Raw genomic sequence first — 24090 nt, 5'->3', positions numbered from 1 at the left:
ACTCAGGAGACCTCTTGTCATGGACCTGACCTTCGGCACCCCGCTTTCGCAAAGCGGCCGTCTGCTGCAACTGACCACCCCGTTAGGGGCCGATCAGCTGCAAGCCTTGCGCGCCTACGGCGTCGAGCGCATTGGCCGCACCCCGCGCTACACCCTCGATGTGCTGGTGCGGGACGCCGAGTACGACCCGGAAAAACTCATCGGCCAGCCCGTCAGCCTCGCCCTGCTCTGCGACGACGGCAGCCAGGCCTCGCGCCATGGCCTGGTCGAGAGCGTGCGTTATCTGGGCAGCGACGGCGGCCTGCACGACTGGCAGCTGGTGTTCGCGCCCTGGTTCAGCCTGCTCGAATACCGTAGCGACTGCCGCATCTGGCAAGACAAAACCCTGCCCGCCATCCTCGAGTCCGTGTTCGCCCAGTACGAACACGCCAAAGGCAACTACCGCCTCGACCTGCGCCGCGAATACGCACCGCTGTCCTACGTCACCCAGCTCAACGAGACCGATGCCAACTTCGTCCAGCGCTGGTGCGAGCTCGAAGGCATTTTCTGGTACGTCGAGCACAAGGCCGACAGCCACTGCATCGTCTTCACCGACAGCGTCGACACCCTGCCCGCCCTCGCCCCACAGCAACTGCCGTTCCACACCCAGAGCGTGACCCAGAAGCAGGACGGCATCACCCAGTGGAGCACCGGCTCGCGGTTGCTCAGCGGCAAGCTCAACTGGCGCAGCGTCGACTACCTCGCCCACAGCCAGCCGCGGGAAAGTGTGATGCCAGCCTTGCAGGCCGCCTCTGCCCCTGCCGCGCTGGAGCGTTACGAATACCAGGGCCAGTACAACTGGCAGAAACAGGAGCGCGGCGACTGGCTCAGCCGCGTGCAGATCGAACAGCACGAATCCCAGGCCCGCCGCGTGCACGGTCAGGGTGGCGTGCGCCAACTCGAAGCCGGTCGCTGGTTCGAGCTGACCCAGCATCCGCTGTACGAGCGCAAGGCCGTCGAGGCCCGGCAGTTTCTGCTGATCGAGGTGCAGTTCTTTGCCGAAAGCAACCTGCCCATGGCCCAGCAGCGCCGCGAAGCCCCCGGCAGCCTGGCACCGCTGTTCAAGACCGTGCGCCCGGCGCCGGACGATTCGCTGCTTGGCTCGGTATTGAGCGAAGCCTCCTACGGGTTCTTCACCAGCCACTTCGAAGGCCAACTGCGTAGCGCGCCCTACCGCAGCCCGTTCGAGCACACCAAGCCCACCAGCCCTGGCCCGCAGACCGCCGTGGTGGTCTCGCCCAGCGGCCATGAACTGTTCACCGACAGCCTCAACCGCGTCTGCGTACGCTTTCACTGGGACCGCCTCAGCCAGGAAGGCGAGCTTTCCTCATGCTGGCTGCGCATGCTGCAACCGAGCAGCGGCCCGGACTGGGGTAGCGTGCATGTGCCACGCGCTGGTGAAGAGGTGGTGGTCACCTTCCTCGACAACGACATCGACCGCCCGCTGATCATGGGCCAAGTGTACGGCGGCCATAAACCGGCCTGGCACTCCAGCGGTTTGATGAGCGGCTACAAGAGCAAGGAAATCGGCGGCGGCGGCTTCAACCAGTGGGTGATGGACGACTCCACCGGTCAGGTGCGCACCCAATTGCACAGCAGCCACGGCCATACCCAGCTCAACCTCGGCTACCTGATCGACCAGCGCGGCAACCACCGCGGCGCCCTGCGCGGCACCGGCTTCGAGCTGCGCACCGACGCCTATGGCGCCCTGCGCGCCCAGCAAGGCCTGTACCTGAGCACCTGGAAGCGCAGCAACGCCCAGGGTGCGCAGCTCGACGTCAGCGAAGCTCAGCAACAACTGCAGAACAGCGAGCAGCGGCTTAAGACGCTTTCCGATACCGCCAAGCAACACAACGCCGATGCTCTACAGGCCGGCCTAGACAGCCTCACCCAGCTCAACGCCGATGCCGACGTCACTTATGGCAACGACAACAGCAGCCCGAGCCAAGGCCCGAGCGAACAGCAACGCAACGGCGGCGACACCGCGTGGGCCATCCGCAGCGGCGGACGCGGCAAGACCCCGGGCTACCAGAAGCCACTGCTGATCGCCTCCTCCCCGGCCGATATCGCCACCGCCACCCCGCAGAACACCCACTTGCACAGCGGCAAGCACCTGACTGTGAGTACCGGTGAAGACGTCAGCATCGCCAGCGGCAAGTCATTGCTGGCAAGCGTGGTGCAGAGCATCAGCCTGTTTGCGCAGAACGCCGGGGCCAAGTTGTTTGCAGCCAAGGGCAAGGTGGAGTTGCAGGCGCAGAACGACGAGATGCTGCTGACCTCGCTGCAAAACATGAAACTCAGTTCAACCGCTGCCGGTATCGAGATTGCCGCCAAGGATGGGATCTTGCTCACCAGTGGCGGCGGGTACATCCGCATCAAGGGCGGCAATATTGAGATTCATGCGCCAGGGACGATCGATGTGAAAGGGGCGAAAAAGATTTTCAGCGGCCCTACGAGCTTGTCACATAGTTACAACGAAATGCCAGACGTAAAATTTGAGAAACGGGTTGCGGTCAAATATCAAAATGGCGAAGTTGCACGAAATGTGAAATATGAGATTCATCGAGAGGACGGCAGCATCATTAGCGGGGTCACTGATGCTGAGGGCCGCGCCCAGCAGCAGAAAAGCGACATGCTGGGCAAGTACGTCTTCAAGATTATCGAATAACCATAGGTGCCCCCATGGATCAGAAAGAAAGCATATTGCAAACTCAGATAGGGCCTGACGGGCGTGAACAAGCCTCTGCGCCGCTAGAGAGCCAGGGCTGTGCAGACAACCTTTTGTATATCAGCCCAAGGCAGGCAATTCCTGTCATCTTCGTACCTGGCATTATGGGTACACCGTTACTCGCGACAGGCAAGAATAATAAAAATTTGGTGAAAAAATTAAACGGCCGATGGGCCTGGTTTCCGGATAGTTTGGGTTGGATGGGGATTGCAAGCATCATTGGTGGATTCAATCGACTCAGCCCAGCGGAAAAAAAGACTCTGCTTGATCCTGAACAGACCAAAGTTCCGATGGCAATAGGTGAGGCGGATTTCTCCGGATTCGATTTGAAAACATGCCCGCTGCCTAAGGATGAGATCGAACGACGCGGATGGGGTTCGGTTCTGTTAAGCGACCTTGGCGGCTATGGACCAATATTGAGCTTTCTCGAAAACGAACTGAGAACGCTCTATCATGATACGGGTAGAGGCAAACCGCGAGTCAAAGGTGCGATGTTAGCATTTGAGGGCAGCATTCAGGCAATTAAGGGTTATGAAGCGCTGGACCTAACTGCCTACAAGAAAGCCTCAGCATGGAGTTATCCTGTATACGCGTGCGGTTATAACTGGCTGAGAAGCAATGAAGAATCGGCTGATGAATTGGCTCATTACATACAGTATGTACTGAACGACTGCAGAACACGGCTGAAGTTAAAGTGCGACAAAGTCATCCTCGTTACTCACTCAATGGGTGGGCTCGTAGGGAGGCGTTGCGCACAAAAACACCCCGAAAATATATTAGGGGTTGTCCACGGCGTACAGCCAGCTATAGGTGCCGGCACAGCATATCGACGCGTTAGAGCCGGGTGGGAAGATGTCATAGGTCGGTGGGCTATAGGGGAAAATGCTGATGAAGTCACCCCGGTCTTTGGCGCCCCAGGCCCTTTACAGTTGCTACCGAATCAACTGTACGGCAACGGGTGGCTTAATGTCCGCTGGGGGAAAAAAGACGGTCCCCTCTTGATGTCACTGCCTAAGCAATCCAACCCCTACGACGAAATTTATTCAAAAACCACTGCATGGTGGCGTCTATGCGATCCTCGTCTAGTAGAGCCGCGCGCGCAAAATAGAGAAGGACTTGCAGATGGCTGGAATTTGTATTTGAAAAATCTGAAAATGGCTCAGAATTTTCATGCAACTTTAGGCACTTATTATTTCCCTGAAACCTATGCGCATTTTGGATCTGATAGCAAATTCCCAGCATGGAATAAAATTGACTGGATTCTCAAAGCATTCAGAAATATGACCGGCCAATTCTCTCCTGTGTCGTCAAAAGAGGCGACCCCACACCTTAGGTTGAGTTCAGATAACAGAGTCAATTATCTGACGCTCAATAATGCACAAACGGCCGGCAAAATAGCCTATCAACCGCTGCACGGTCCTGCAGTAATAGGGGCTGAATACAGCGGGGACGCTTATCACGCGGCGATGGCCTCGCAGGATGATACGGGTGACGGGACGGTGCCTTCGCACTCAGCTGCTGCTGTAACAGACCATATAAAATTTTCAGCACGTCTTTCTGGGTTCGAACACAGCGCGTCCTACAACGACAAGTCGGCCCGGGCAATCACGCTCCACTCGATTGTCAGCCTCGCCAAGGATGCTAAGAACCTATGCTAGTGCCTCGTACTGGAAGTGCGGCTGCGATTGCAATCGTGATGAGCTGTGCTTTACCGGCTGTCCCATTGACTACCCCTACCGCACAAGGAGCCACAACAGTAATGGACTCAAGCACGAACCCCAAAAAAACGGTCCGCGTGGGTCGGTTCACCATGGACTTGCCGGGTGACGCCGTATTTGATGGCGCTTTACTAGAGCTGAATGGCGTGCCTGTAGCCATCACACCGCGCTTCATCAAGCCCCGTGTAGAGCGAGAGGCACAAAAAAACTGGCGCATCATCGAAGATCGAAATCGTGGCAACGCGGAACATAAGGCAACCCGAAAGGATTTAGCACAGGGGGCCGTTATCTTCAATTATGACCATACTCGAATTACGGGTGAAGGGCTCGATGGAGAACCTATTAACAAAGTAGTGCACTCCACACTGGCGTACCAGTGGTTTAATAACTTAAAATTTGTTCTTGGCAACGACAGCACACTCAATCGAGAGAACCAAATCAGGGAAATACTGGACTCAATACTCCTCAGTGGCACTGATGTTAAACAAGCCCTCTGCTACATGGAAGGCTGCTTGACCTATCGAACCGGCAATGAAGGTGTTTATGTGGACATTAATTTCGCAGAACGGCCCAATCTGAGAGCAAAGTTTACATCTAAGCAATATGGGGGTGCAGCCAACCAATATTTATCTGAAAGAAACAAAAACGGCTTTTCATCAGCTGATGCGACAGCATGGATAATGAAGTCTGAGTTCCAGCACCGCACCTATCGCAACACCAAACGGACAGTCAATAATCTGGTAGGTGAAGAAATCATTGAGGCAAGCACAGAGAAATCAGCAGAAGGCTACCTGACCGAAGTGAACGCTGTCTGGTATTATCCGGGCGAGCCCAATAGGGCTGACAAGCCCGAAATTCGTTTGGATTTGGATTACAGCTACACGACCAAGCAACCGCCAAAAAATGGCACAGGATTTCCTGATCAAGAGGAAACCTACTCAGTGCGCGAGGAAGAATTTATGAAGATCTGGGATGACGCGCTCAATTCCCTCGTCTCAAAATAACCTCGTTAAAATGAAGATCTGCCTGCCTGGTGCAGTGATGCGAAATAGATGCAAGGCTGTTCACTATCAAGCATCGGGCAAATCTCCATCAGGTATTAAGCAACTACGCAAAGGGCAAAATACTCATGACTTCGACCTCTTCTAATCCTGTACGCTATTTAGGAGCCGTGAGTATCGGCTTTGCAATCCTAGGCTCGATTGTCTCTCTCATTTTGTTAACGGGGCCAAGCCACGGCACGATGCCTGGGATAGGAGGATACCAGAAAATATTCGCCTTACTTTGTTTATCATTCACAAATGTTGTGACCTTGATAAGCAACACAATCTATTTCTTCTATACGCAAAAACCTAAGTGGTTGAAAATCATTATATTAATGCAGCTTATGGTTGCGCTCATTACCCTTGCTCTTTTGATTTGATATTCACGGCGTCTTGTTCCACATGACTCTGTCCATTGGCATCCCACTTTCAAAGAGCGAACCTTCATGGAGGCTTGACGAGCTACAAACGTTGCGCGCTTTCAGACATCTCTACCTGAGAAGTTGGGAGTGCGGCGCACAGTAGTCGTCGCAGAACACCGAACACCATCACAATCCCTTCTTCGACTCCGCTACACCGCGCGATGGCCTTTTGGAGTAAAAATGCCCAGGCCCGTAATTATCGTGATGTTCGCAGCACTGCATGGATGTGAGAACTCGGAAATGAAAAACGACAGACCCACAATCAAAATAAATTTTCACGAACCTATCCAGTCACTGCTGTCTCAATCGACTGCACCGCTGTCCAAAGACTGCAATAGTGATATCTGCTTTTTTGAGTTCGACACCTCTTCAGCCAGCCCGAACACAGCCGTATTGACCTTTGAAAGCAGCAATCAACCTATGGTTTTTGACGACGTTATCAGCGCGGCATTAGTGTCCTACAAAAGTGATACGCTCTTAAACTCGTATGTCACGCTGAATGGCGCAGCGCCAAATAGCGAGCACGAACTTGCCATGAATTATTTTAGTGAGCTCCAAGATAAACTCAGCAAGGCGGGATGGCAACGCTATATCTATCCAAACGAGGCGAGAATCCCAGCCACTGAAATCAGTAAATTCAAAGATGTGGATGAAGTCCTAGGTATTCCTGTCGCAACGGGCCCATGGCGAGACCCCACCCTTGGCCTGAATAAAAATGGGTGGCTATCTATGCCAATGTTCAGTAATTGGCTGTTGTATAGAGACAATGAATACCTAAAAGTAACCGTACAGCGTGAAAACGGCGCGCAAGCGCCCAGAGAGAAAGGGTCCTACTTGTTCACCTTGACCTTCCGGAGGGAAGCCGATTTTTACAAGGGCTTCGTTGATGACGAAGACCGTGAAAACTGGAAGGCGCTCGTCCCCGCCGAACTCAAACGCATGGCCCAGGAACGCGCCCAAACCGAAGCACGCCTGAAAAAAATGGGCATCGCCATCGATGAGGACTACCAGGACCCGCCCATCAAGGCCCTGGAATAACCACCCGATCAGCCCCCACTCAGGAGACACTGTGTCATGGACCTGACCTTCGGCACCCCGCTTTCGCAAAGCGGCCGTTTGCTGCAACTGGCCACTCCGTTGGGTACCGATCAGCTGCAAGCCTTGCGCGCCCACGGCGTCGAGCGCATCGGCCGCACCCCGCGCTACACCCTCGATGTGCTGGTGCAGGACACCGAGTTCCACCCGGAAAAACTCATCGGCCAGCCTGTCAGCCTGGCCCTGCTCTGCGACGACGGCAGCCAGGCCCCGCGCCATGGCCTGGTCGAGAGCGTGCGTTACCTGGGCAGCGACGGCGGCCTGCACGACTGGCAGCTGGTGTTCGCGCCCTGGTTCAGCCTGCTCGAATACCGCAGCGACTGCCGCATCTGGCAGGACAAAACCCTGCCCGCGATCCTCAAAGCCGTGTTCGCCCAGTACGAACAGGCCAAGGGCAACTACCGCCTCGACCTGCGCCGCGAATACGCACAGCTGTCCTACGTCACCCAGTTCAACGAGACCGATGCCAACTTCGTCCAGCGCTGGTGCGAACTCGAAGGCATTTTCTGGTACGTCGAGCACAAGGCCGACAGCCACTGCATCGTCTTCACCGACAGCGTCGATACCCTGCCCGCTCTGGCTCCGCAACAAGTCCCGTTCCACACCCAGAGCGTGACCCAGAAGCAGGACGGCATCACCCAGTGGAGCACCGGCTCGCAGTTGCTCAGCGGCAAGCTCAACTGGCGCAGCGTCGACTACCTGGCCCACAGCCAGCCGCGGGAAAGTGTGATGCCAGCCTTGCAGGCCGCCTCTGCCCCTGCCGCGCTGGAGCGTTACGAATACCAGGGCCAGTACAACTGGCAGAAACAGGAGCGCGGCGACTGGCTCAGCCGCGTGCAGATGGAACAGCGCGAATCCCAGGCCCGCCGCGTGCACGGCCAAGCCGGCGTGCGACAGTTGCAGGCCGGCCGCTGGTTCGAGCTGACCCAGCATCCGCTGTACGAGCGCAAGGCCGTCGAGGCCCGGCAGTTCCTGCTGATCGAGGTGCAGTTCTTTGCCGAAAGCAACCTGCCCATGGCCCAGCAGCGCCGCGAAGCCCCCGGCAGCCTGGCACCGCTGTTCAAGACCGTGCGCCCGGCGCCGGACGATTCGCTGCTTGGCTCGGTATTGAGCGAAGCCTCCTACGGGTTCTTCACCAGCCACTTCGAAGGCCAGCTACACAGTGCGCCGTACCGCAGCCCCTTCGAGCACACCAAGCCCACCAGCCCTGGCCCGCAGACCGCCGTGGTGGTCTCGCCCAGCGGCCATGAACTGTTCACCGACACCCTCAACCGCGTCTGCGTACGCTTCCACTGGGACCGCCTCAGCCAAGACGGCGAGTTGAGTTCCTGCTGGCTACGCATGCTGCAACCGAGCAGCGGTCCTGACTGGGGCAGCGTGAACGTGCCACGCGCTGGCGAAGAGGTGGTGGTCACCTTCCTCGACAACGACATCGACCGCCCGCTGATCATGGGCCAAGTGTACGGCGGCCATAAACCGGCCTGGCACTCCAGCGGTTTGATGAGCGGCTACAAGAGCAAGGAAATCGGCGGCGGCGGCTTCAACCAGTGGGTGATGGACGACTCCACCGGTCAGGTGCGCACCCAGCTGCACAGCAGCCACGGCCACACCCAGCTCAACCTCGGCTACCTGATCGACCAGCGCGGTAACCACCGCGGCGCCCTGCGCGGCACCGGCTTCGAGCTGCGCACCGACGCCTATGGCGCCCTGCGCGCCCAGCAGGGCCTGTACCTCAGCACCTGGAAACGCAGCAACGCCCAGGGCGCCCAGCTCGACGTCAGCGAAGCCCAGCAACAACTGCAGAACAGCGAGCAACGCCTCAAGACCCCTGTCCAATACCGCCAAGCAGCACAACGCCGATGCTCTACAGGCCGGCCTAGACAGCCTCACCCAGCTCAACGCCGATGCCGACGTCACTTATGGCAACGACAACAGCAGCCCGAGCCAAGGCCCGAGCGAACAGCAACGCAACGGCGGCGACACCGCGTGGGCCATCCGCAGCGGCGGACGCGGCAAGACCCCGGGCTACCAGAAGCCACTGCTGATCGCCTCCTCCCCGGCCGATATCGCCACCGCCACCCCGCAGAACACCCACTTGCACAGCGGCAAGCACCTGACTGTGAGTACCGGTGAAGACGTCAGCATCGCCAGCGGCAAGTCATTGCTGGCAAGCGTGGTGCAGAGCATCAGCCTGTTTGCGCAGAACGCCGGGGCCAAGTTGTTTGCGGCCAAGGGCAAGGTGGAATTGCAGGCGCAGAACGACGAGATGCTGTTGACCTCGTTGCAGAACATGAAACTTAGCTCGACGGCGGCCGGGATCGAGATCGCCGCCAAGGACGGGATTCTGCTGACCAGTGGTGGCGGTTACATTCGTATCAAGGGCGGCAACATCGAAATCCATGCGCCGGGAACCATCGATGTCAAAGGGGCAAAAAAGGTCTTCAGCGGCGGCTCCAGCCTGTCGCACAGCTTCAATGAAATGCCCAAGACCGACTTTGCCGACCCGTATGTGATCAAGAAGCTCAGCACCGGGGAGCCTGCGCCGGGGGTGAAGGTTGAGGTGACCCGGGCTGATGGCAGCGTGATGCAGTATGTCTCGGATGCGGCTGGGAAGATTCCGGTGCAACAGAGCCAGATTGCTGAGTTCATGAAAATTAAAGTCTTGGGGGATGCATGACGGGTTGTTTCGCTAAGCCTCGTCTATCCACATTTTGAAATAAGGGCCATCGCCATGGGAACTAAAACCACGACACCTAAAGACGCTGCGTTGCACCTGCCTCAAGAATACGATGAGGATGGCATGCTGACGGCCACCACCACACTGTCTTCGTCCACCGACCCCAGAGAAAAGTGTGTAGCCTACAAAGGTCAGAAAATTGTACCGATCATCTTCATTCCTGGGATCATGGGTACCAACCTCATGAACATGAAAACCAAGAAGCGTGTCTGGGTTGCCCCAAACATGGACGGCTTATTCCCGGTGGTCAAAACGCTTGGCCTGCTATTCGGCAGCTGGTTCAAGTCATCTAAACAACGGCAGGCGGAGCTTGACTCCACGCCGGGTGCTTTGGGTGTTTACGAAGGAGGTGAGTTGGACGATGCCGGCAGCGGGCTTTCAACAGATGAAATGCGCACCCGCAAGTGGGGGGCAATCATGCGATCTGCTTATCATCCGATCATGGGTGAAATGCAACGGCAGATGAATAACATCATGCTCAACAACGATCTTCAGGGCGAATGGAAAGAGCGTGTTGGCCAAGCACCAGGCGACTGGGGAGACTGGGAAAACAACCCCAGTCTTGCAGCAATGGGCGATGCGAGTGGTTTGAAAAACGCAGCAGATACACAATATGAGGTGTGGGCGGCTGGCTATAATTGGCTTCAATCGAATCGAGATTCAGCGAAAGACATTATTAACTTCATCAACAACACAGTACTTCCACATTACAATGGCAAAGCCGGAAACGTAATCATCGTCACCCATTCAATGGGTGGGTTAGTAGCACGAGCAATGGTGGCATGCCATGGATTCTGCAAGTTATATGGAATTATTCATGGCGCAATGCCTGCTACAGGAGCTCCGGCGAGTTACAAGCGAGTTCGCGCTGGCTTTGAAGCATTGGCTGAAAAGAAAATTTTAGGCCGAGATGCTGCCGATGCAGTCGCGGTGATGGCGTTCGCATCCGGGCCGTTGGAGCTGCTCCCTTCCCACGATTACAATGACGGCCACCCGTGGCTTTTCACCAAAGACACCACTACATTAGACCGCGCAATGCGACTGCCAGTGCGCTGCCCTTATGAAGAAATCTACAAATCAGATAAATGGTGGGGTTTAGTTCCTGACAATAATAACAGACTGTTAGACCCCGCCGGAGTTGTGGCGGCGCACCAGGCCAAGCAATCTAAATGGAGTGGCATTGGCGATGAACCTCCATCATTACGATCACGGTTTTTCGAAGTTATCGATGGCGTCAAGGCCTTCCATGGAGACATAGAGGAAAAGTACCACTCTGAAACATTTGTACATTACGCTGCCGAATCAAAATCTTCGAAGCTTTATACTTGGGGCACTATTGAGTGGGGGGCAAAAAATTTGATAGGCCTTGATGCAATGAATGCAAAACTGAGCGGTGACAATCTAGAGGCGCAAGTGGAACTCAATGGGTTTTACACACTCGAAATTGGCCCAGGCTATTATCCTGGCGACGGAACGGTGCCTGCTTTTTCCTCTTCGTCGCCACGTGGAAAGCCGGGGGTTAAGGGTGCCTTCGCGCATGGTCAGAACAGCGGAGCGTTAAACCAATACTGCAAGACAGGAATATTCAATCAGTCAACCGGTTACGGCCATCAAGATGCCTATACTGACAAGGCTGGGCGCACTCGATTTGCCACACTGTACAGCTTAGTTCGACTATCTGCACAAATCAGCTAACGGTGCCCAAGGAGTAGTAAATGCGCAGTATGTATAAAGCTTCTCTAACGCTATCTGCCCTATGGTTACTCAATATATCCGTTGCGACTGCAGACAAAATGGAAGGCAACGCCATGAATGATACAAACTGGACTACACATTATTTTGGCCGTTTCGAAATCACCCTACCGAAAGGATCAGAAATTTCGGCAGACTATAAAATTTTCAACGAAAATCTTGTCCTGATAAGTAAAAACGGACGCAGTGACCTGCCGACCTTAGCAAACCAAAAAACAGAGGAACTCAAAAAGGGTATTGCTCGAGGAACCAGCAGTCGTTACGAAAAAACGGTGCCTTTAAACAACGGCAGCATATTGCTTCTTTCTCGGCTCGGTGAGTTTTATACATTCAATGTATATTTACTTTCAAATAAAAATACACTCTATCACCTGATGGCCAAAACAATTAACAAAAAAAGCATACCTGGCGGCGTTGAAAAAATGCGCTTGCTGAGCGATTCAATTTTCTTCCGTCGCCCCAATGAAGCCCCTCCACCGGGCGGTTTTGCCATTGAGGCCGGTTATACCACACTCCCTAACGACAAATTCTTTGAGTCCATCTATATGGGTGCTCAAATCTCCGGTCACCCTGGCACCTATATCAGTCTTCTGACCAAAGGCATCCTAGAGAAAGAACCAACTCTTTTGCAGCGATTTGATAATCACGAGCATGGCATTTCCTTAAATGAGCTGACCCATTCAGGCCGGATACGAACGTTGCGAAAACAAAAGCGGAGCGTTGGACACTTAAACGGTGAAGAAGTCGCGATTAGTACATCAATCGATGGCAAGCAATTTTATGCATTCCAGTTCGAGTACGAAGGAACGCTGGAATCAAATACGCGACCTTACGTCGCCATTGAACTCGGTACACATGAAGAAGGAAGTAACTTTAGATCTGAGGATGAGGCATTAGCATTTTGGGATCGCATGCTAGCCAATTTCAAACCTCTCTCGGAGTAAAGAAAAGACTGTTCAGAGTGGCTATGCGTCATCTATTGCGACTACTCACTCTGTCAGGTTGCGATATTTAACGGGCCTTTGCGTATAACTCTTACCGATATCCTGACCCATCCATGATAGGCGCTCGCCTTTGTGTTTATCAGCGAGCTTCAGAGATTTTCCGACCAGCCCGGGCGACTTTTGCACACGGAAATAATGGCACACTAAATCTAACTATTTGAGGAACAATCGAGTGGGCAGCCAACAACTTACAAGGCCTCGATATTAAAACAGCCAATCTGAGCAGCGACAGCTTAGACGCTGAAATCACGCTAAACGGCTTGTATACCCTTAGCATTGGGCCTGGTTACTACCCTGGCGACGGTACGGTCCCGGCATTCTCATCTACTGCACCTCGGGGAGAACCAGGCGTGCTCGGGGCTTTTGCTCATGAACAAAATAGTGGATTACTGAACCGTTACTGCAAAGAAGGAATTTTTAATAACACGGTGGGCTACGGCCACCAAGATGCTTATACTGACAAGGCGGGAAGCACGCAATTTGCCACATTGTACAGCCTGATAAGAATTTCCAGCAGCATTTGATGTTTCGATAGGGATTCGGGATGAATATAAATCACCGTTTTTTATTAGCTGCAGCATTAATATGTACTTCATGTTCCCTTTTCGCAGCCACCAGCAAACCAAGCGAGACCTCCATGTCTGGTAACAACTGGAACACGCATTACTTCGGGCGTTTTCAACTATCGCTCCCACCAGGCTCGGAAATCGTTGCTGACTACAAGATTTTTGATGAAAACCTTGAATTGGTGAGCAAAAATGGAAAGTCTCAACTCCCCGTCATTACTCAACGCCTCATCGAGGATCTGGAAAAAGGAGTCGCTCGCGGGACAAGCAGCAAATACGAAAAAACCATTCAGCTCGACAATGGAAGCGTCCTTTTGCTTTCACGCCTCAGCACACTATACACCTTGAATGCGTACTTGCTCACAAGCAAAAACACGCTATATCACATGATGATAAAACGTGTCACACCAAACGGTGTGCCCGAAGCAGTAGAGAACATGCGAAAACTAAGCAATGCCATTTATTTCAGACGTCCTGATACGGAGCCCCCGCACGGAGCATTCGCATTGGAGGCTGGTTACTCCACGCTCCCCAACGATCAATTTTTCGAATCTGTCTATATGGGCGCGCAAATTAAGGGCCACGCAGGATATTATGTAAGCCTCCTTACAAAGAGTATTACTGAGAAAGAGCCCAGCCTTCTCGAACGGTTCGACCAAAAGGAATATGACCCTGTAGTCGGTGAACTGTCGAATCGTGGTAAGCTACAAATACTTCGAAAGAAAAAACTTACTGTCGGCGGTATCGAAGGGGAAGAGGTGGCCGTTAGCACCGTAATTGATGGAAAAACATTTTATGCCTTCCAATTTGAATACGACGGAACATTAGAATCGAATACGCGCCCCTATATCGCCATTGAACTGGGCACTCATGAAATCGGAAGTAATTTCAATTCGAATGAGGAAGCACTAGCGTTTTGGGATGAGCTATTGCGTGGCTTCAAACCTCTTTCGGAGTGAATGGACGATGGCGGAACAGCTATACATTTCGCCATACAGCCACCTGCTGCAACTGTCCCCCATTGGCGGAGTGAACAATGGGTAAATCGGTAATTATCCTGCTATCTCAACCGTGTGTGCGTGCGTTTCCACTGGGACCGCCTCAGCCAGCAAGGTGAACTGAGTTCGTGCTGGCTGCGCATGCTGCAACCGAGCAGCGGTCCTGACTGGGGTAGCGTGCATGTGCCACGCGCTGGTGAAGAGGTGGTGGTCACCTTCCTCGACAACGACATCGACCGCCCGCTGATCATGGGCCAAGTGTACGGCGGTCACAAACCGGCCTGGCACTCCAGCGGTTTGATGAGCGGCTACAAGAGCAAGGAAATCGGCGGCGGCGGCTTCAACCAGTGGGTGATGGACGACTCCACCGGTCAGGTACGCACCCAATTGCACAGCAGCCATGGTCACACCCAGCTCAACCTCGGCTACCTGATCGACCAGCGCGGCAACCACCGCGGGGCCCTGCGCGGCACCGGCTTCGAGCTGCGCACCGACGCCTATGGCGCCCTGCGCGCCCAGCAGGGCCTGTACCTCAGCACCTGGAAGCGCAGCAACGCCCAGGGCGCCCAGCTCGACGTCAGCGAAGCCCAGCAACAACTGCAGAACAGCGAGCAACGCCTCAAGACTCTGTCCGATACCGCCAAGCAGCACAACGCCGACGCCCTGCAAGCCGGCCTGGACAGCCTGACCCAGCTCAACGCCGATGCCGACGTCACTTATGGCAACGACAACAGCAGCCCGAGCCAGGGCCCGAGCGAACAGCAACGCAACGGCGGCGACACCGCGTGGGCCATCCGCAGCGGCGGACGCTGCAAGACCCCGGGCTACCAGAAGCCACTGCTGATCGCCTCCTCCCCGGCCGATATCGCTACCGCCACGCCACAGAACACCCACCTGCACAGCGGCAAGCACCTCACCGTGAGCACCGGCGAGGATGTCAGCATCGCCAGCGGCAAGTCGCTGCTGGCCAGCGTGGTGCAGAGCATCAGCCTGTTTGCGCAGAACGCCGGGGCCAAATTGTTTGCAGCCAAGGGCAAGGTGGAGTTGCAGGCGCAGAACGACGAGATGCTGCTGACCTCGCTGCAAAACATGAAACTCAGTTCAACCGCTGCCGGTATCGAGATCGCCGCCAAGGACGGGATTCTGCTGACCAGTGGTGGCGGTTACATTCGTATCAAGGGCGGCAACATCGAAATCCATGCGCCGGGAACCATTGATGTCAAAGGGGCAAAAAAGGTCTTCAGCGGCGGAACGAGCCTGTCGCACAACTTCAATGAAATGCCCAAGACCGACTTTGCCGACCCGTATGTGATCAAGAAGCTCAGCACCGGGGAGCCTGCGCTGGGGGTGAATTTTGGGTGGCGCTTCAAGTCTAGCACGGCCCACCTGGAGTAGTTATGTACTCCTGGGCTGGTCACTAGTCAGTGAATTCAGAGCCGTGAAATCAGTATCCTACCGAGCCCATCTAGAACTCCACTTTCCCTCTCCCGGCCTTGATACCGCTACGCCTGGCCTTCCCCTCCAGGCGGCGCGTTTTGGACCCGAGCGTCGGCTTGGTAGGCCGACGCTTTTTCTCGACCTTGCCTGCACTCACGATCAATTCGGCCAGACGCGTCAACGCGTCATTTCGGTTCTGCTCCTGAGTGCGGTACTGCTGAGCCTTGATGATCAAGACGCCGTCGCTGGTGATCCGGCTGTCTCGTAATGCCAGCAGCCGGCCTTTGTAGAACTCAGGCAATGAAGACGCCGGAATGTCGAATCGCAAGTGCACAGCACTCGACACCTTGTTGACGTTCTGCCCACCCGCGCCCTGAGCGCGTACGTACGTCAGTTCGATTTCGGCGTCCGGCAGTTGTACGGAATTGGAGAGGGTCAGCATGAAGGTCCCTTATGATTGACCGAACTATCACAGTAATGGCCGCGCGCCCAAGTAACGCTGCTTGATTATTCGATGGCTGGCCCCTGTGAAAGGTCAGTCAGACCTCAGCAGGGACTCGTGCACCCTGCCCCACCAGCCTCAGTCAGTTTGAGCGCCAAGCGAGTATTCGTCACTTGAATCAAGCTGCTTAAGTAGCAGGGCAAAATCGGACACCAGCGCCAAGGCCTCTTTCTGATACTGATCACGCCAGCACTGTGACCAATCTGCAGGGCGACCTTGGTCTTCCCAATCAGCCAGCGCCAGCCCATTTAGGACTTCCATTTCTAACCAGAGTGTTTGCCAAGCCTCCAGCGCCGCCAGGTCTGCTGAGTGTTGCCAGTGAAATTCAGTATCAGTGACAAATTGATGCCAGTGCCTGAAATCACCACACGCCTCTAACGCGGTTGAGAACAAGTCTGAAACCCGAGTCACATTCATCGTCCTGTAAGCCTGTACGATTCACGAAACTGCCCCTTGTTGGAACTTCCGGTGACAATGGTTAGAGGGGCATACAATGCAACAGTTGCCACCCGCTGCTGTCTAGGTGTTCGAACAGTCTATACGTCGCCAGCGGCCGCCGATCACGAGATCAAGACGCCCGCGAACTTAGCCGCTTAACCGAGCACTCATACCGCCCAGGTCTCATGCAAATGACGCCATTTCACCCGCCCCGCCTCCAGCACCAACAGTGCCGTCGATACCCGTACCGTATCGTCCTTACCCTCGGCGCTATGTATCTCCCGATACCTGACCAGCGCCCCGTCGGCCCATTGATGCAGGGTTTCCAAGTCCGTTAGCTCAATGTTCAGCCCCGGCTGACTGCCCGTGTTCCGCTCAAAAAGCTGCTCCACATCCTGCAGACCGAATTGCAGCCCCGCGGGTGAAACCATCGAGAAACTTGGTACGAAGTGCTCCATCATCGCTTCCAACGACCCCTCGCCCCGGGCAAACCGTGCTTCGATCAGTTGGTGCAAGTCCACGACTTCTTGAAGATAGCTATTCATAAGGGTTTCCTAACCAAAGATGCGTAGTGATCGGCAAATGAATGCCGCCTCACCGCAACCCAAACCCCATCCGCTTCAACTCATCGTGCAGAGCCTCTCGCCCATGCAGGCTGGCAGCGCTTCGTAGCCGGCTGACGACCTGCTCCGACCACCCCGAGGCCTTCATGCCTTCACGGTGGTAGAACGCCCCCAGGCGCTCGTCGTAACAGGCCAGCAAGCTCTGCTCCTGAGCGGTCGAGTACGTCTCATGATGCAGGACGGCCTCCTGCGGTAGCCGCGGCTTGACCTTGGCGGGCCGGTCGGCAGAGGGATAGCCGACACACAACCCAAACACGGGATAGACATGCGCGGGCAAGTCCAACTCCGCGGCCACCCCTTCGATGTCGTTACGAATACCGCCGATGTAAACGCTCCCAAGTCCCAGAGACTCCAAGGCGACGACCGCATTCTGCGCTGCGAGGGCTGCATCGATGGTGCCTAGCAACAAGCTTTCCAGGTAAGGCAGTGCTTCGAGCGCCACGTCATGCTGCTCGCCAATGCGCGACACCCGTGACAAGTCGGCAAGCCAGACGAGAAACAGCGGCGCTTGGTGGATGTAAGCCTGATTGCCCGCCAGAGCCGACAACCGCTGCTTGCGGCCGGGATCCTGAACGGCCACCACGCTCCAGACCTGAAGGTTGGAGGACGTAGACGCAGATTGAGCAGCGGCGATCAAGGCGTCCAACGTCCCCTCAGGCAGCGGTCGGTCCGCAAATGCACGGACGCTGCGATGGTCGAGCAACTGCTCGATCACGGCATTGCATTGGCTGAGCGGCGATACCTCTTCGGTCCCATAGCGGGCGACCAGTTTTGCTCGGCTATCGGCTGTCATACAATTCCTCCAAAAAGATAGGAGGCTATCAAAAAACCGCGTCCTGCACATAGCAGGTGTCATAGTCTCCGAGCCTTCCGGCTGGATCAGGTACCCTGTGCCGACTGACTTTCAACTCAATGGATAACGGACAATCAGCGTGGCGACACCTTCGCTTGCACCTCGAGAGGTCTACCAGATACTGCGTGATATTGCCCTCGGGATTCGGGATTTACAGCGTGTGAGCGAGCCACGCTGGGCGGAAATGGCGTGTGGGTCCATGACTGTGCAAGCGGACGGGTGGATGCTTACCTTGTGCAATGAGGAGGGTGCGCTGGATCACTGCATCCGCTGCTCCAGCCCCGATGGCCGTGCTTACCAGTTCGATACTCACCACCCTTACGGCACCAACCCGGTGGCGTTGATGAGCACTTGGGAGCATGCGCAACTGCTGCGGTTACTTGGGGCGGCCTAGCCCCTGAACGCGGAGTCTCGCCAGCGCCCGTTCCCAGCACCGGGCGATCTCATCACCCACCGCCCCGCTGCGCGGAACTGCCGGCTCGAACGACCGCACCCTGACGTGTTCGATCAAGAACTCGTCCGTCCAGCCTGCCCACTCGCCGGCCATGGACCTGAGATTCCACTGCAAGGCCGGATACAGTTCATGCCACAAGATGCTGTGCAGTTGATCGAGTGTATAGGGGCTCTGGGTCATGACACTTGCCACCCACGCCAGGCTCGCCTCGGTCAGTTCGGTGTCCAGGAAGAACTGCGACAGGGCTTGCCAAGCGTGCAGGCGGCTCTCGTCTACCCTTTGCATCGGGTGGTACTACCACTGCTCTGCTAGCGTCACGGGCACGCGCAGCGGCGCCAGCGGGCCATCGCGCTGACCGCACATCTCGTCATGCACCACATGCTGCACCAGCATGCACGGCACAGGCGGTACATCGGCCAGCAGCTCGCGCACCTCCGTCATTGACCGCAGTCGCACTGCCTGCCCTTGGGCATCGCTGAACGTCTGCGGCCCGTCGGCCGTCAACGCACGCAGGACGTAAAAGCCGCCTTCGAGCGACAGCAATTCGAGTTCATTGACAGTGCCGGCAGTGGCCAGTTGCTTCAGTTGCTCTAGGTTCATGGCAGGTACTCCATCCGGCAGGCGCGGCCTGCATCGGGCTTGATGGAAAATGTCGAGCGCGTGCACTTATACAAATCCAGCGCCTTGTATAAGGATGCCGACGCGCCGCGGTCGTTCCGTATGGATTGCAAAACTCAACCCAGGGTCGCGAAACTATCTGCACGGGCTAGGACTCAATCGTGGCGATGCCGCAGCGCTCCAGCCTGCATCGGCCTATCTGTTGAGGAAGAATAACCACCATGATCGCTCGCTGGCGTTGGGCACTTGCGCAAACGACGAAAAGGCTGTGGTTTCGCGCCAGCCTGTTTTCCCTGATCGGCGTACTCACCGCGCTGCTGGCAATCGCCTTGCGCGACATGGTGCCAGCGTCGTTGCCGGCGAAAGTCGGGGCCGACTCGGTCGACAAAATCCTGGGCATCATCGCCTCCAGCATGCTGGCCGTAACCACGTTTTCGCTCAGCACCATGGTGTCGGCCTACAGCGCCGCCAGCAGCGGCGTCACGCCTCGTGCGACCAGCCTGGTGATGGAGGACGCCACGACTCAGAATGCCCTGGCGACGTTCATCGGCTCTTTCCTGTTCAGCCTGGTGGGCATCATTGCCCTGAGTACCGGCATTTACGGCGCTCAGGGCCGTGTGGTGCTGTTTGCAGTGACCCTGGTGATGATCGTACTGATCGTGTACACCCTGCTGCGCTGGATCGACCACTTGTCCAAGCTTGGCCGCGTTGGGGAAACTATCGATCGGGTGGAAGACGCGGCCATTGCAGCGCTCAAGCGCCGTGCGCAGTGGCCTTACCTGGGTGCGCAGCCCTACACCGATGCAACGCAGGTTGCCCCGTCGGCAATCGCAGTCCTTTGCGAGGACATCGGCTATGTACAACACGTCGATGTCAGTGCCCTCGCCCACGCAGCTGACAAGCACAATGCCGTGATCTACCTGGAGGTGCTGCCGGGCAGCTTCGTGCACCACGGTACGGTGCTGGCGCGCGCCGTCCGCGCAAGCCAGGCCGCCGAAACCACAGACCTTGAAGATGAGGTGCTGGCTGCAGTGACGCTCGGTGCACGGCGCACCTATGGCCAGGACCCGCGCTTCGGGCTCTCGGTGCTGGCAGAGATCGCCTCACGCGCATTGTCTCCCGCGACCAACGACTCTGGCACGGTCATTGACGTCATAGGCCGTGGGGTACGCTGCTTTTCCACCTGGGCACGGCAAGCGCCCGACACCACGACCGACGGCCAGTGGCAGAACGTGCATGTGCGCGGGTTGACAGTCGACGACATGTTCGATGACTTCTTCACCCTGATTGCACGGGACGGTGCTGGCTTGCTGGAAGTGGACATCCGCCTGGTGAAGGCCTTGGCGAGCCTGGCGCAGATCGCGCCCGATCGGTTTGGCCAAGCTTGCATCACGCATGTGGACCTGTTGCTCAAGCGGGCCGAACAGGCATTACCGTTGGAGGAGGACAAGCAGCGCTTGCGGGCGCTGGTCCGAAGTTTGGAATGGCCCCTGGCACTGCTGTCCTGAAATTACCTGAGGATCTGACCGTTCATCGCCTGTGCCGCATAAATGAGCACTCCACACAATGGGGACTTTTATTTCACCGAATTTTCACGTTGCCGAGTGGATTATCAACTCATCCCCATGAGAAAGACTTAAGCCCGACTAGCAGCGGGCTTTCTTTTGCCCGCTCGACAAGCCCCCTTCCTGAAATCCCCCCTTCCTTGCCTGGCCCATGGCGAAGGCCAGGCTGAACCGTAGTTAATGAACTCAGGTCAATTGATCACAAGGTGGCGACGGAGGGCGCTCGATGGAGTCATTCGATCTGCAAAGGATGCTGCTGGGTGACTTGCCCGTCACGTTTCTGATGGAAGTGATGGTGCGCGTGGTTGCGGCCTTTCTCGCCGTGTTTCTGTTTCTGAAGTTCAGCGGCAGGCGTGGCATCAAGCAGCTCTCGCGCTTCGAACTCGTCGTCATCCTGACCCTGGGTTCTGCTGCAGGCGATGTGACCTTCTACGAAGATGTGCCATTGTTACCAGTGGCCCTGGTGTTCGTCACGCTACTGCTCCTGTATCGCGGCACGATCTATCTGATGCGTCGCAGCAAGATGTGCGAAGCCTGGATTGACGGGCTCCCGATCACCGTCGTCAAGGACGGCCAATATGAAATTCACTCGTTGCGCAACCTGAACATCTCCTCCAACGAGTTGTTCATGGAACTGCGTCAACAAGGGGTTGAGCACCTTGGCCAGGTGCGATTGGGTTTGCTGGAGACGGACGGCGAACTGAGCCTTTATTTTTACGAGGCCAAAGACACTCGACCGGGCCTGTCCGTGCTGCCGCCCGAGCACCGTCCAGAATACGACTCTCCACCGTCTCCAGGCCTGTATTGCTGCGTTAGCTGTGGCCTGCCAGTGCAGCATCAGCTGCATGACGTGATTGCCTGCATGCGCTGCGGTCATCGCAGTTGGTCACCTGCCCTGCAAACAACGCGCAACCGTTAACCGTCCGGACCCTCAAGGTCGTTGAGCAAGCGCCAGGTTACAACTTGGGCTGGAGCTGCAAACAAAAGCTTAGCGATAACGATTCCCACTCGCTATAATTCTGCGCTTTGTAGCACGCCAATTCCCTGTCGTCCCAATTCCTTGATCAGGTTCTCACATGCCCTTCCCGAATTTTGCCCGCAAGCCTGCGCTGCACACCGTTGTCTGGTTGCCCCTGGGGTTGGTCGCAAGCGTGGCCTCACCGCTCGCACTTGCTCAGAACGCGCTGGAAATCCCGGTGCCGGTTGCACAACCTGTGAATACGGCCGGTACCACCGGCGCGGTCCTGGAGCTTGAAGAAACCGCAGTTTCGGCCAGCGCAGACGCCTCCAAGGATGGCTTGGTTCCTGAGTATGAAGGGGGGCAAGTGGCCCGGGGCGGGCGCGTGGGTATCCTGGGCAACAAGGACTACATGGAAACGCCCTTCACATCCACGTCCTATACCAACCAGCTGATCCAGGACCAGCAGGCGCACAGCGTGGCGGACATCCTGCAGAACGACCCCTCCGTGCGGGTCGCCCGTGGTTTCGGCAACTTCCAGGAACTGTATGTCATGCGGGGCTTCCCGCTGTATTCCGACGACATCGCCTATAACGGCCTGTATGGCCTGCTTCCGCGTCAATACGTGGCAGCGGAGTTCATCGAACGGGTCGAGGTATTCCGCGGGGCCAACGCCTTCCTTAATGGCGCCGCACCCGGCGGTACCGGCATTGGCGGCGCCATCAACATCCTGCCCAAGCGCGCCCCGAACGAACCCCTTACCCGCTTGACCGCTGGGGTTGAAAATCGCGGCTTCGGTACCGTTTCGGCTGACGTGGCGCGCCGCTTCGGGGAGCAGGATCGTTTTGGCGTTCGCATGAACGTGGCCAAGCGCGACGGGGAAACGTCGGTACAGGACCAGGACCGCTCCCTGGACATGTTCGCCCTGGGCCTGGACTACCAGGGCGAACGCCTGCGGCTTTCGGCCGACATTGGCCACCAGTACCATTTCATCGACAATCCGCTGCCCAGCGTCACCCCTACGGGCCGCGTACCTAGCCCGCCGGATGCCGACAAGAACTACGGCCAGCCCTGGACGTACTCCAAGGAGAAGCAAACATTCGGCACCTTCCGTGCCGAGTATGACCTCTCCGATGCGCTCACCACCTGGGCTGCCATCGGCATGCGCAAAGGTGAAGAGAAGAACGTGCTGGCCAACCCCTCCTCCGACGCCAACGGCGTGACCCGATCGACGCGCTTCGATAATTACCGGGAAGAGACAGTGGCTACCGGTGAGGTGGGCATGCGCTACACCCTGCAAACAGGTCCGGTGTCGCATCAGTGGGTGCTGTCCGGTTCGATGTTCGACAACAAGGACCGTAATGCCTGGGCGGGCAATTTCAGTGGTTTCGCCAACGATCTCTATGACCCTTACGATGTTGCTGAGCCTGTCTCCAATCCGGGTAAAGGTTCGATGTCGGACCCCCATGTTACCGCGAGGACCCGAACCCAAAGCCTGGCCGTCGCCGACACCCTAGGATTCTTCAACGATCAGTTGCTGGTCACTCTTGGCGTGCGCCGGCAGGGGCTGAACGTGACAGGTTACGACTACGATTCCGGGGACAAGACATCCAAGTACAACCGCTATGAAACTACGCCCGTTGCCGGCGCGGTGTACCAGATCAACGAGCAGTTCTCGGTTTACGCAAACTACATCGAAGGCTTGACCAAAGGCGATACGGCCGGCGCCACCACTACCCTGCCTGACGGTTCCACAGCCCCGGTGCTCAATGCCGGTGCCTCACTGGCGCCCTACGTGGCCAAACAGACCGAAGTGGGTGTGAAGTACGACGGCGGTGGCCTGGGTGGCAGCCTGGCGGTGTTCGAGACGCGCAAGCCGGTCGGCATCGTCGAGGACCAGGTGTTCAAAGATGGCGGTGAACAACGCAACCGCGGAATCGAGTTGTCGGTATTCGGTGAGCCGACGCCCGGCGTGCGTCTGCTCGGTGGCGTCACCCTGCTCGATGCCGAACTCAGCAAGACCCAGAACGGTCAGGACGACGGCAACCAGGCCATCGGCGTGCCTAAAACCCAGGCCAACATCGGCGGCGAATGGGACGTGCCGGGTGTGAACGGCCTGACCCTGACCAGCCGCGTGGTCTACACCGGCCGTCAATACATCAACAACGCCAACAACCTCGAGATTCCTTCGTGGACGCGATTGGACCTGGGGGCCCGCTACGGCTTCAAGGTAGACGAGAAGGACGTCACCCTGCGTGCGCGTCTGGACAACGTGGCCGGTCGTGACTATTGGGCCTCCGCTGGCGGGTATCCAGGCTCGAACTACCTGGTACTCGGTGCACCACGTACGCTTTCTCTGAGTGCCTCGGTCGATTTCTGATCGCGCCAAAGTCGCACAACCTGGGGTTCCCCGACGGCGAGCGTTGCGTCATGCACCGTTCAGGGCTGCCCCGCAGCCCATCGCCGTTGAGCCCGGCGCTTCACGACTTCAGAATTGTTGCAGGCCTCAGGTTTGAATGCTCACGGATCGAGCGCCAACG

At 56.7% G+C, this 24090-nt stretch carries 16 protein-coding genes and 3 pseudogenes; 13 read left to right on the top strand and 6 right to left on the bottom strand.

The features are described 5' to 3' along the window. Nucleotides 1-19: 19 nt before the first annotated feature. From FH041_RS06035 to FH041_RS05995, 9 genes and pseudogenes are all read left to right on the top strand, one after another. Nucleotides 20-2501, top strand: a pseudogene (locus FH041_RS06035) (type VI secretion system Vgr family protein); the annotation flags it as partial. A 220-nt stretch (nucleotides 2502-2721) separates the two neighbouring features. After that, nucleotides 2722-4425 carry an alpha/beta fold hydrolase gene (locus FH041_RS06030; protein ID WP_225806693.1) on the top strand — a complete coding sequence of 568 codons (1704 nt, stop codon included), beginning with the start codon at nucleotides 2722-2724 and terminating at the stop codon, nucleotides 4423-4425. A gap of 101 nt (nucleotides 4426-4526) precedes the next feature. Then, nucleotides 4527-5489 (top strand): T6SS immunity protein Tli4 family protein, encoded by a 963-nt coding sequence (locus FH041_RS06025; protein WP_140174260.1) that lies wholly within the window; start codon nucleotides 4527-4529, stop codon nucleotides 5487-5489. A gap of 641 nt (nucleotides 5490-6130) precedes the next feature. Next, a complete protein-coding gene (locus FH041_RS06020) occupies nucleotides 6131-6988 on the top strand; it encodes a hypothetical protein (RefSeq protein ID WP_236167241.1) in 858 nt (285 codons plus the stop codon). 36 nt (nucleotides 6989-7024) lie between these two features. After that, nucleotides 7025-9495 (top strand): annotated as a pseudogene (locus tag FH041_RS06015) (type VI secretion system Vgr family protein); the annotation flags it as partial. Between the two features lie 281 nt (nucleotides 9496-9776). Further along, nucleotides 9777-11477, top strand: coding sequence for a triacylglycerol lipase (locus FH041_RS06010; protein ID WP_088523458.1), 1701 nt, complete (start codon nucleotides 9777-9779; stop codon nucleotides 11475-11477). 20 nt (nucleotides 11478-11497) lie between these two features. Further along, entirely contained in the window at nucleotides 11498-12478 is a 981-nt protein-coding gene (locus FH041_RS06005) for a T6SS immunity protein Tli4 family protein (protein ID WP_236166153.1), read from the top strand. Nucleotides 12479-13175: 697 nt separating this feature from the next. Further along, nucleotides 13176-14063, top strand: coding sequence for a T6SS immunity protein Tli4 family protein (locus tag FH041_RS06000; RefSeq protein ID WP_088523459.1), 888 nt, complete (start codon nucleotides 13176-13178; stop codon nucleotides 14061-14063). 105 nt (nucleotides 14064-14168) lie between these two features. Then, nucleotides 14169-15392: pseudogene (locus FH041_RS05995) on the top strand (DUF2345 domain-containing protein); the annotation flags it as partial. Between the two features lie 175 nt (nucleotides 15393-15567). Here FH041_RS05995 and arfB read toward each other — a convergent pair. From arfB to FH041_RS05975, 4 genes are all read right to left on the bottom strand, one after another. Next, on the bottom strand, nucleotides 15568-15981 hold the full coding sequence (arfB, locus tag FH041_RS05990) for an alternative ribosome rescue aminoacyl-tRNA hydrolase ArfB (protein WP_028687427.1): 414 nt from the start codon (nucleotides 15979-15981) through the stop codon (nucleotides 15568-15570). 138 nt (nucleotides 15982-16119) lie between these two features. Next, a complete protein-coding gene (locus FH041_RS05985) occupies nucleotides 16120-16458 on the bottom strand; it encodes a hypothetical protein (protein ID WP_177413045.1) in 339 nt (112 codons plus the stop codon). 188 nt (nucleotides 16459-16646) lie between these two features. Then, a complete protein-coding gene (locus tag FH041_RS05980; protein WP_028687429.1) occupies nucleotides 16647-17024 on the bottom strand; it encodes a nuclear transport factor 2 family protein in 378 nt (125 codons plus the stop codon). 49 nt (nucleotides 17025-17073) lie between these two features. After that, nucleotides 17074-17895, bottom strand: coding sequence for an NADPH-dependent oxidoreductase (locus FH041_RS05975; RefSeq protein ID WP_088523460.1), 822 nt, complete (start codon nucleotides 17893-17895; stop codon nucleotides 17074-17076). Nucleotides 17896-18154: 259 nt separating this feature from the next. Between FH041_RS05975 and FH041_RS22930 the strand changes: the two genes are divergently transcribed. After that, nucleotides 18155-18349 (top strand): hypothetical protein, encoded by a 195-nt coding sequence (locus FH041_RS22930; protein ID WP_236165909.1) that lies wholly within the window; start codon nucleotides 18155-18157, stop codon nucleotides 18347-18349. On the opposite strand, the gene FH041_RS05965 is transcribed toward FH041_RS22930, so the two are convergent. Continuing rightward, the gene (locus FH041_RS05965) at nucleotides 18332-18694 is read right to left on the bottom strand and encodes a hypothetical protein (protein WP_027914972.1); all 363 of its coding nucleotides are present in this window, start codon (nucleotides 18692-18694) and stop codon (nucleotides 18332-18334) included. The genes FH041_RS22930 and FH041_RS05965 overlap by 18 nt on opposite strands. 9 nt (nucleotides 18695-18703) lie before the next feature. Next, nucleotides 18704-19009: a DUF6482 family protein gene (locus FH041_RS05960; RefSeq protein WP_027914971.1), complete on the bottom strand. Its 306-nt coding sequence runs from the start codon at nucleotides 19007-19009 to the stop codon at nucleotides 18704-18706. A 239-nt stretch (nucleotides 19010-19248) separates the two neighbouring features. Here FH041_RS05960 and FH041_RS05955 point away from each other — a divergent pair, with 239 nt between their 5' ends. From FH041_RS05955 to FH041_RS05945, 3 genes are all read left to right on the top strand, one after another. After that, a complete protein-coding gene (locus FH041_RS05955; RefSeq protein ID WP_088523462.1) occupies nucleotides 19249-20535 on the top strand; it encodes a DUF2254 domain-containing protein in 1287 nt (428 codons plus the stop codon). Nucleotides 20536-20818: 283 nt separating this feature from the next. Continuing rightward, on the top strand, nucleotides 20819-21511 hold the full coding sequence (locus FH041_RS05950; protein ID WP_028687434.1) for a DUF421 domain-containing protein: 693 nt from the start codon (nucleotides 20819-20821) through the stop codon (nucleotides 21509-21511). 157 nt (nucleotides 21512-21668) lie between these two features. Next, nucleotides 21669-23930 (top strand): TonB-dependent siderophore receptor, encoded by a 2262-nt coding sequence (locus FH041_RS05945; protein ID WP_088523463.1) that lies wholly within the window; start codon nucleotides 21669-21671, stop codon nucleotides 23928-23930. Nucleotides 23931-24090: the final 160 nt, after the last annotated feature.

The sequence above is a fragment of the Pseudomonas sp. SWI7 genome (genome assembly GCF_006351945.1).
GTDB lineage: Bacteria > Pseudomonadota > Gammaproteobacteria > Pseudomonadales > Pseudomonadaceae > Aquipseudomonas > Aquipseudomonas fulva.
Note: the sequence above shows the minus strand (reverse complement) of the source record. Positions and strands in the feature narration are given on the sequence as shown.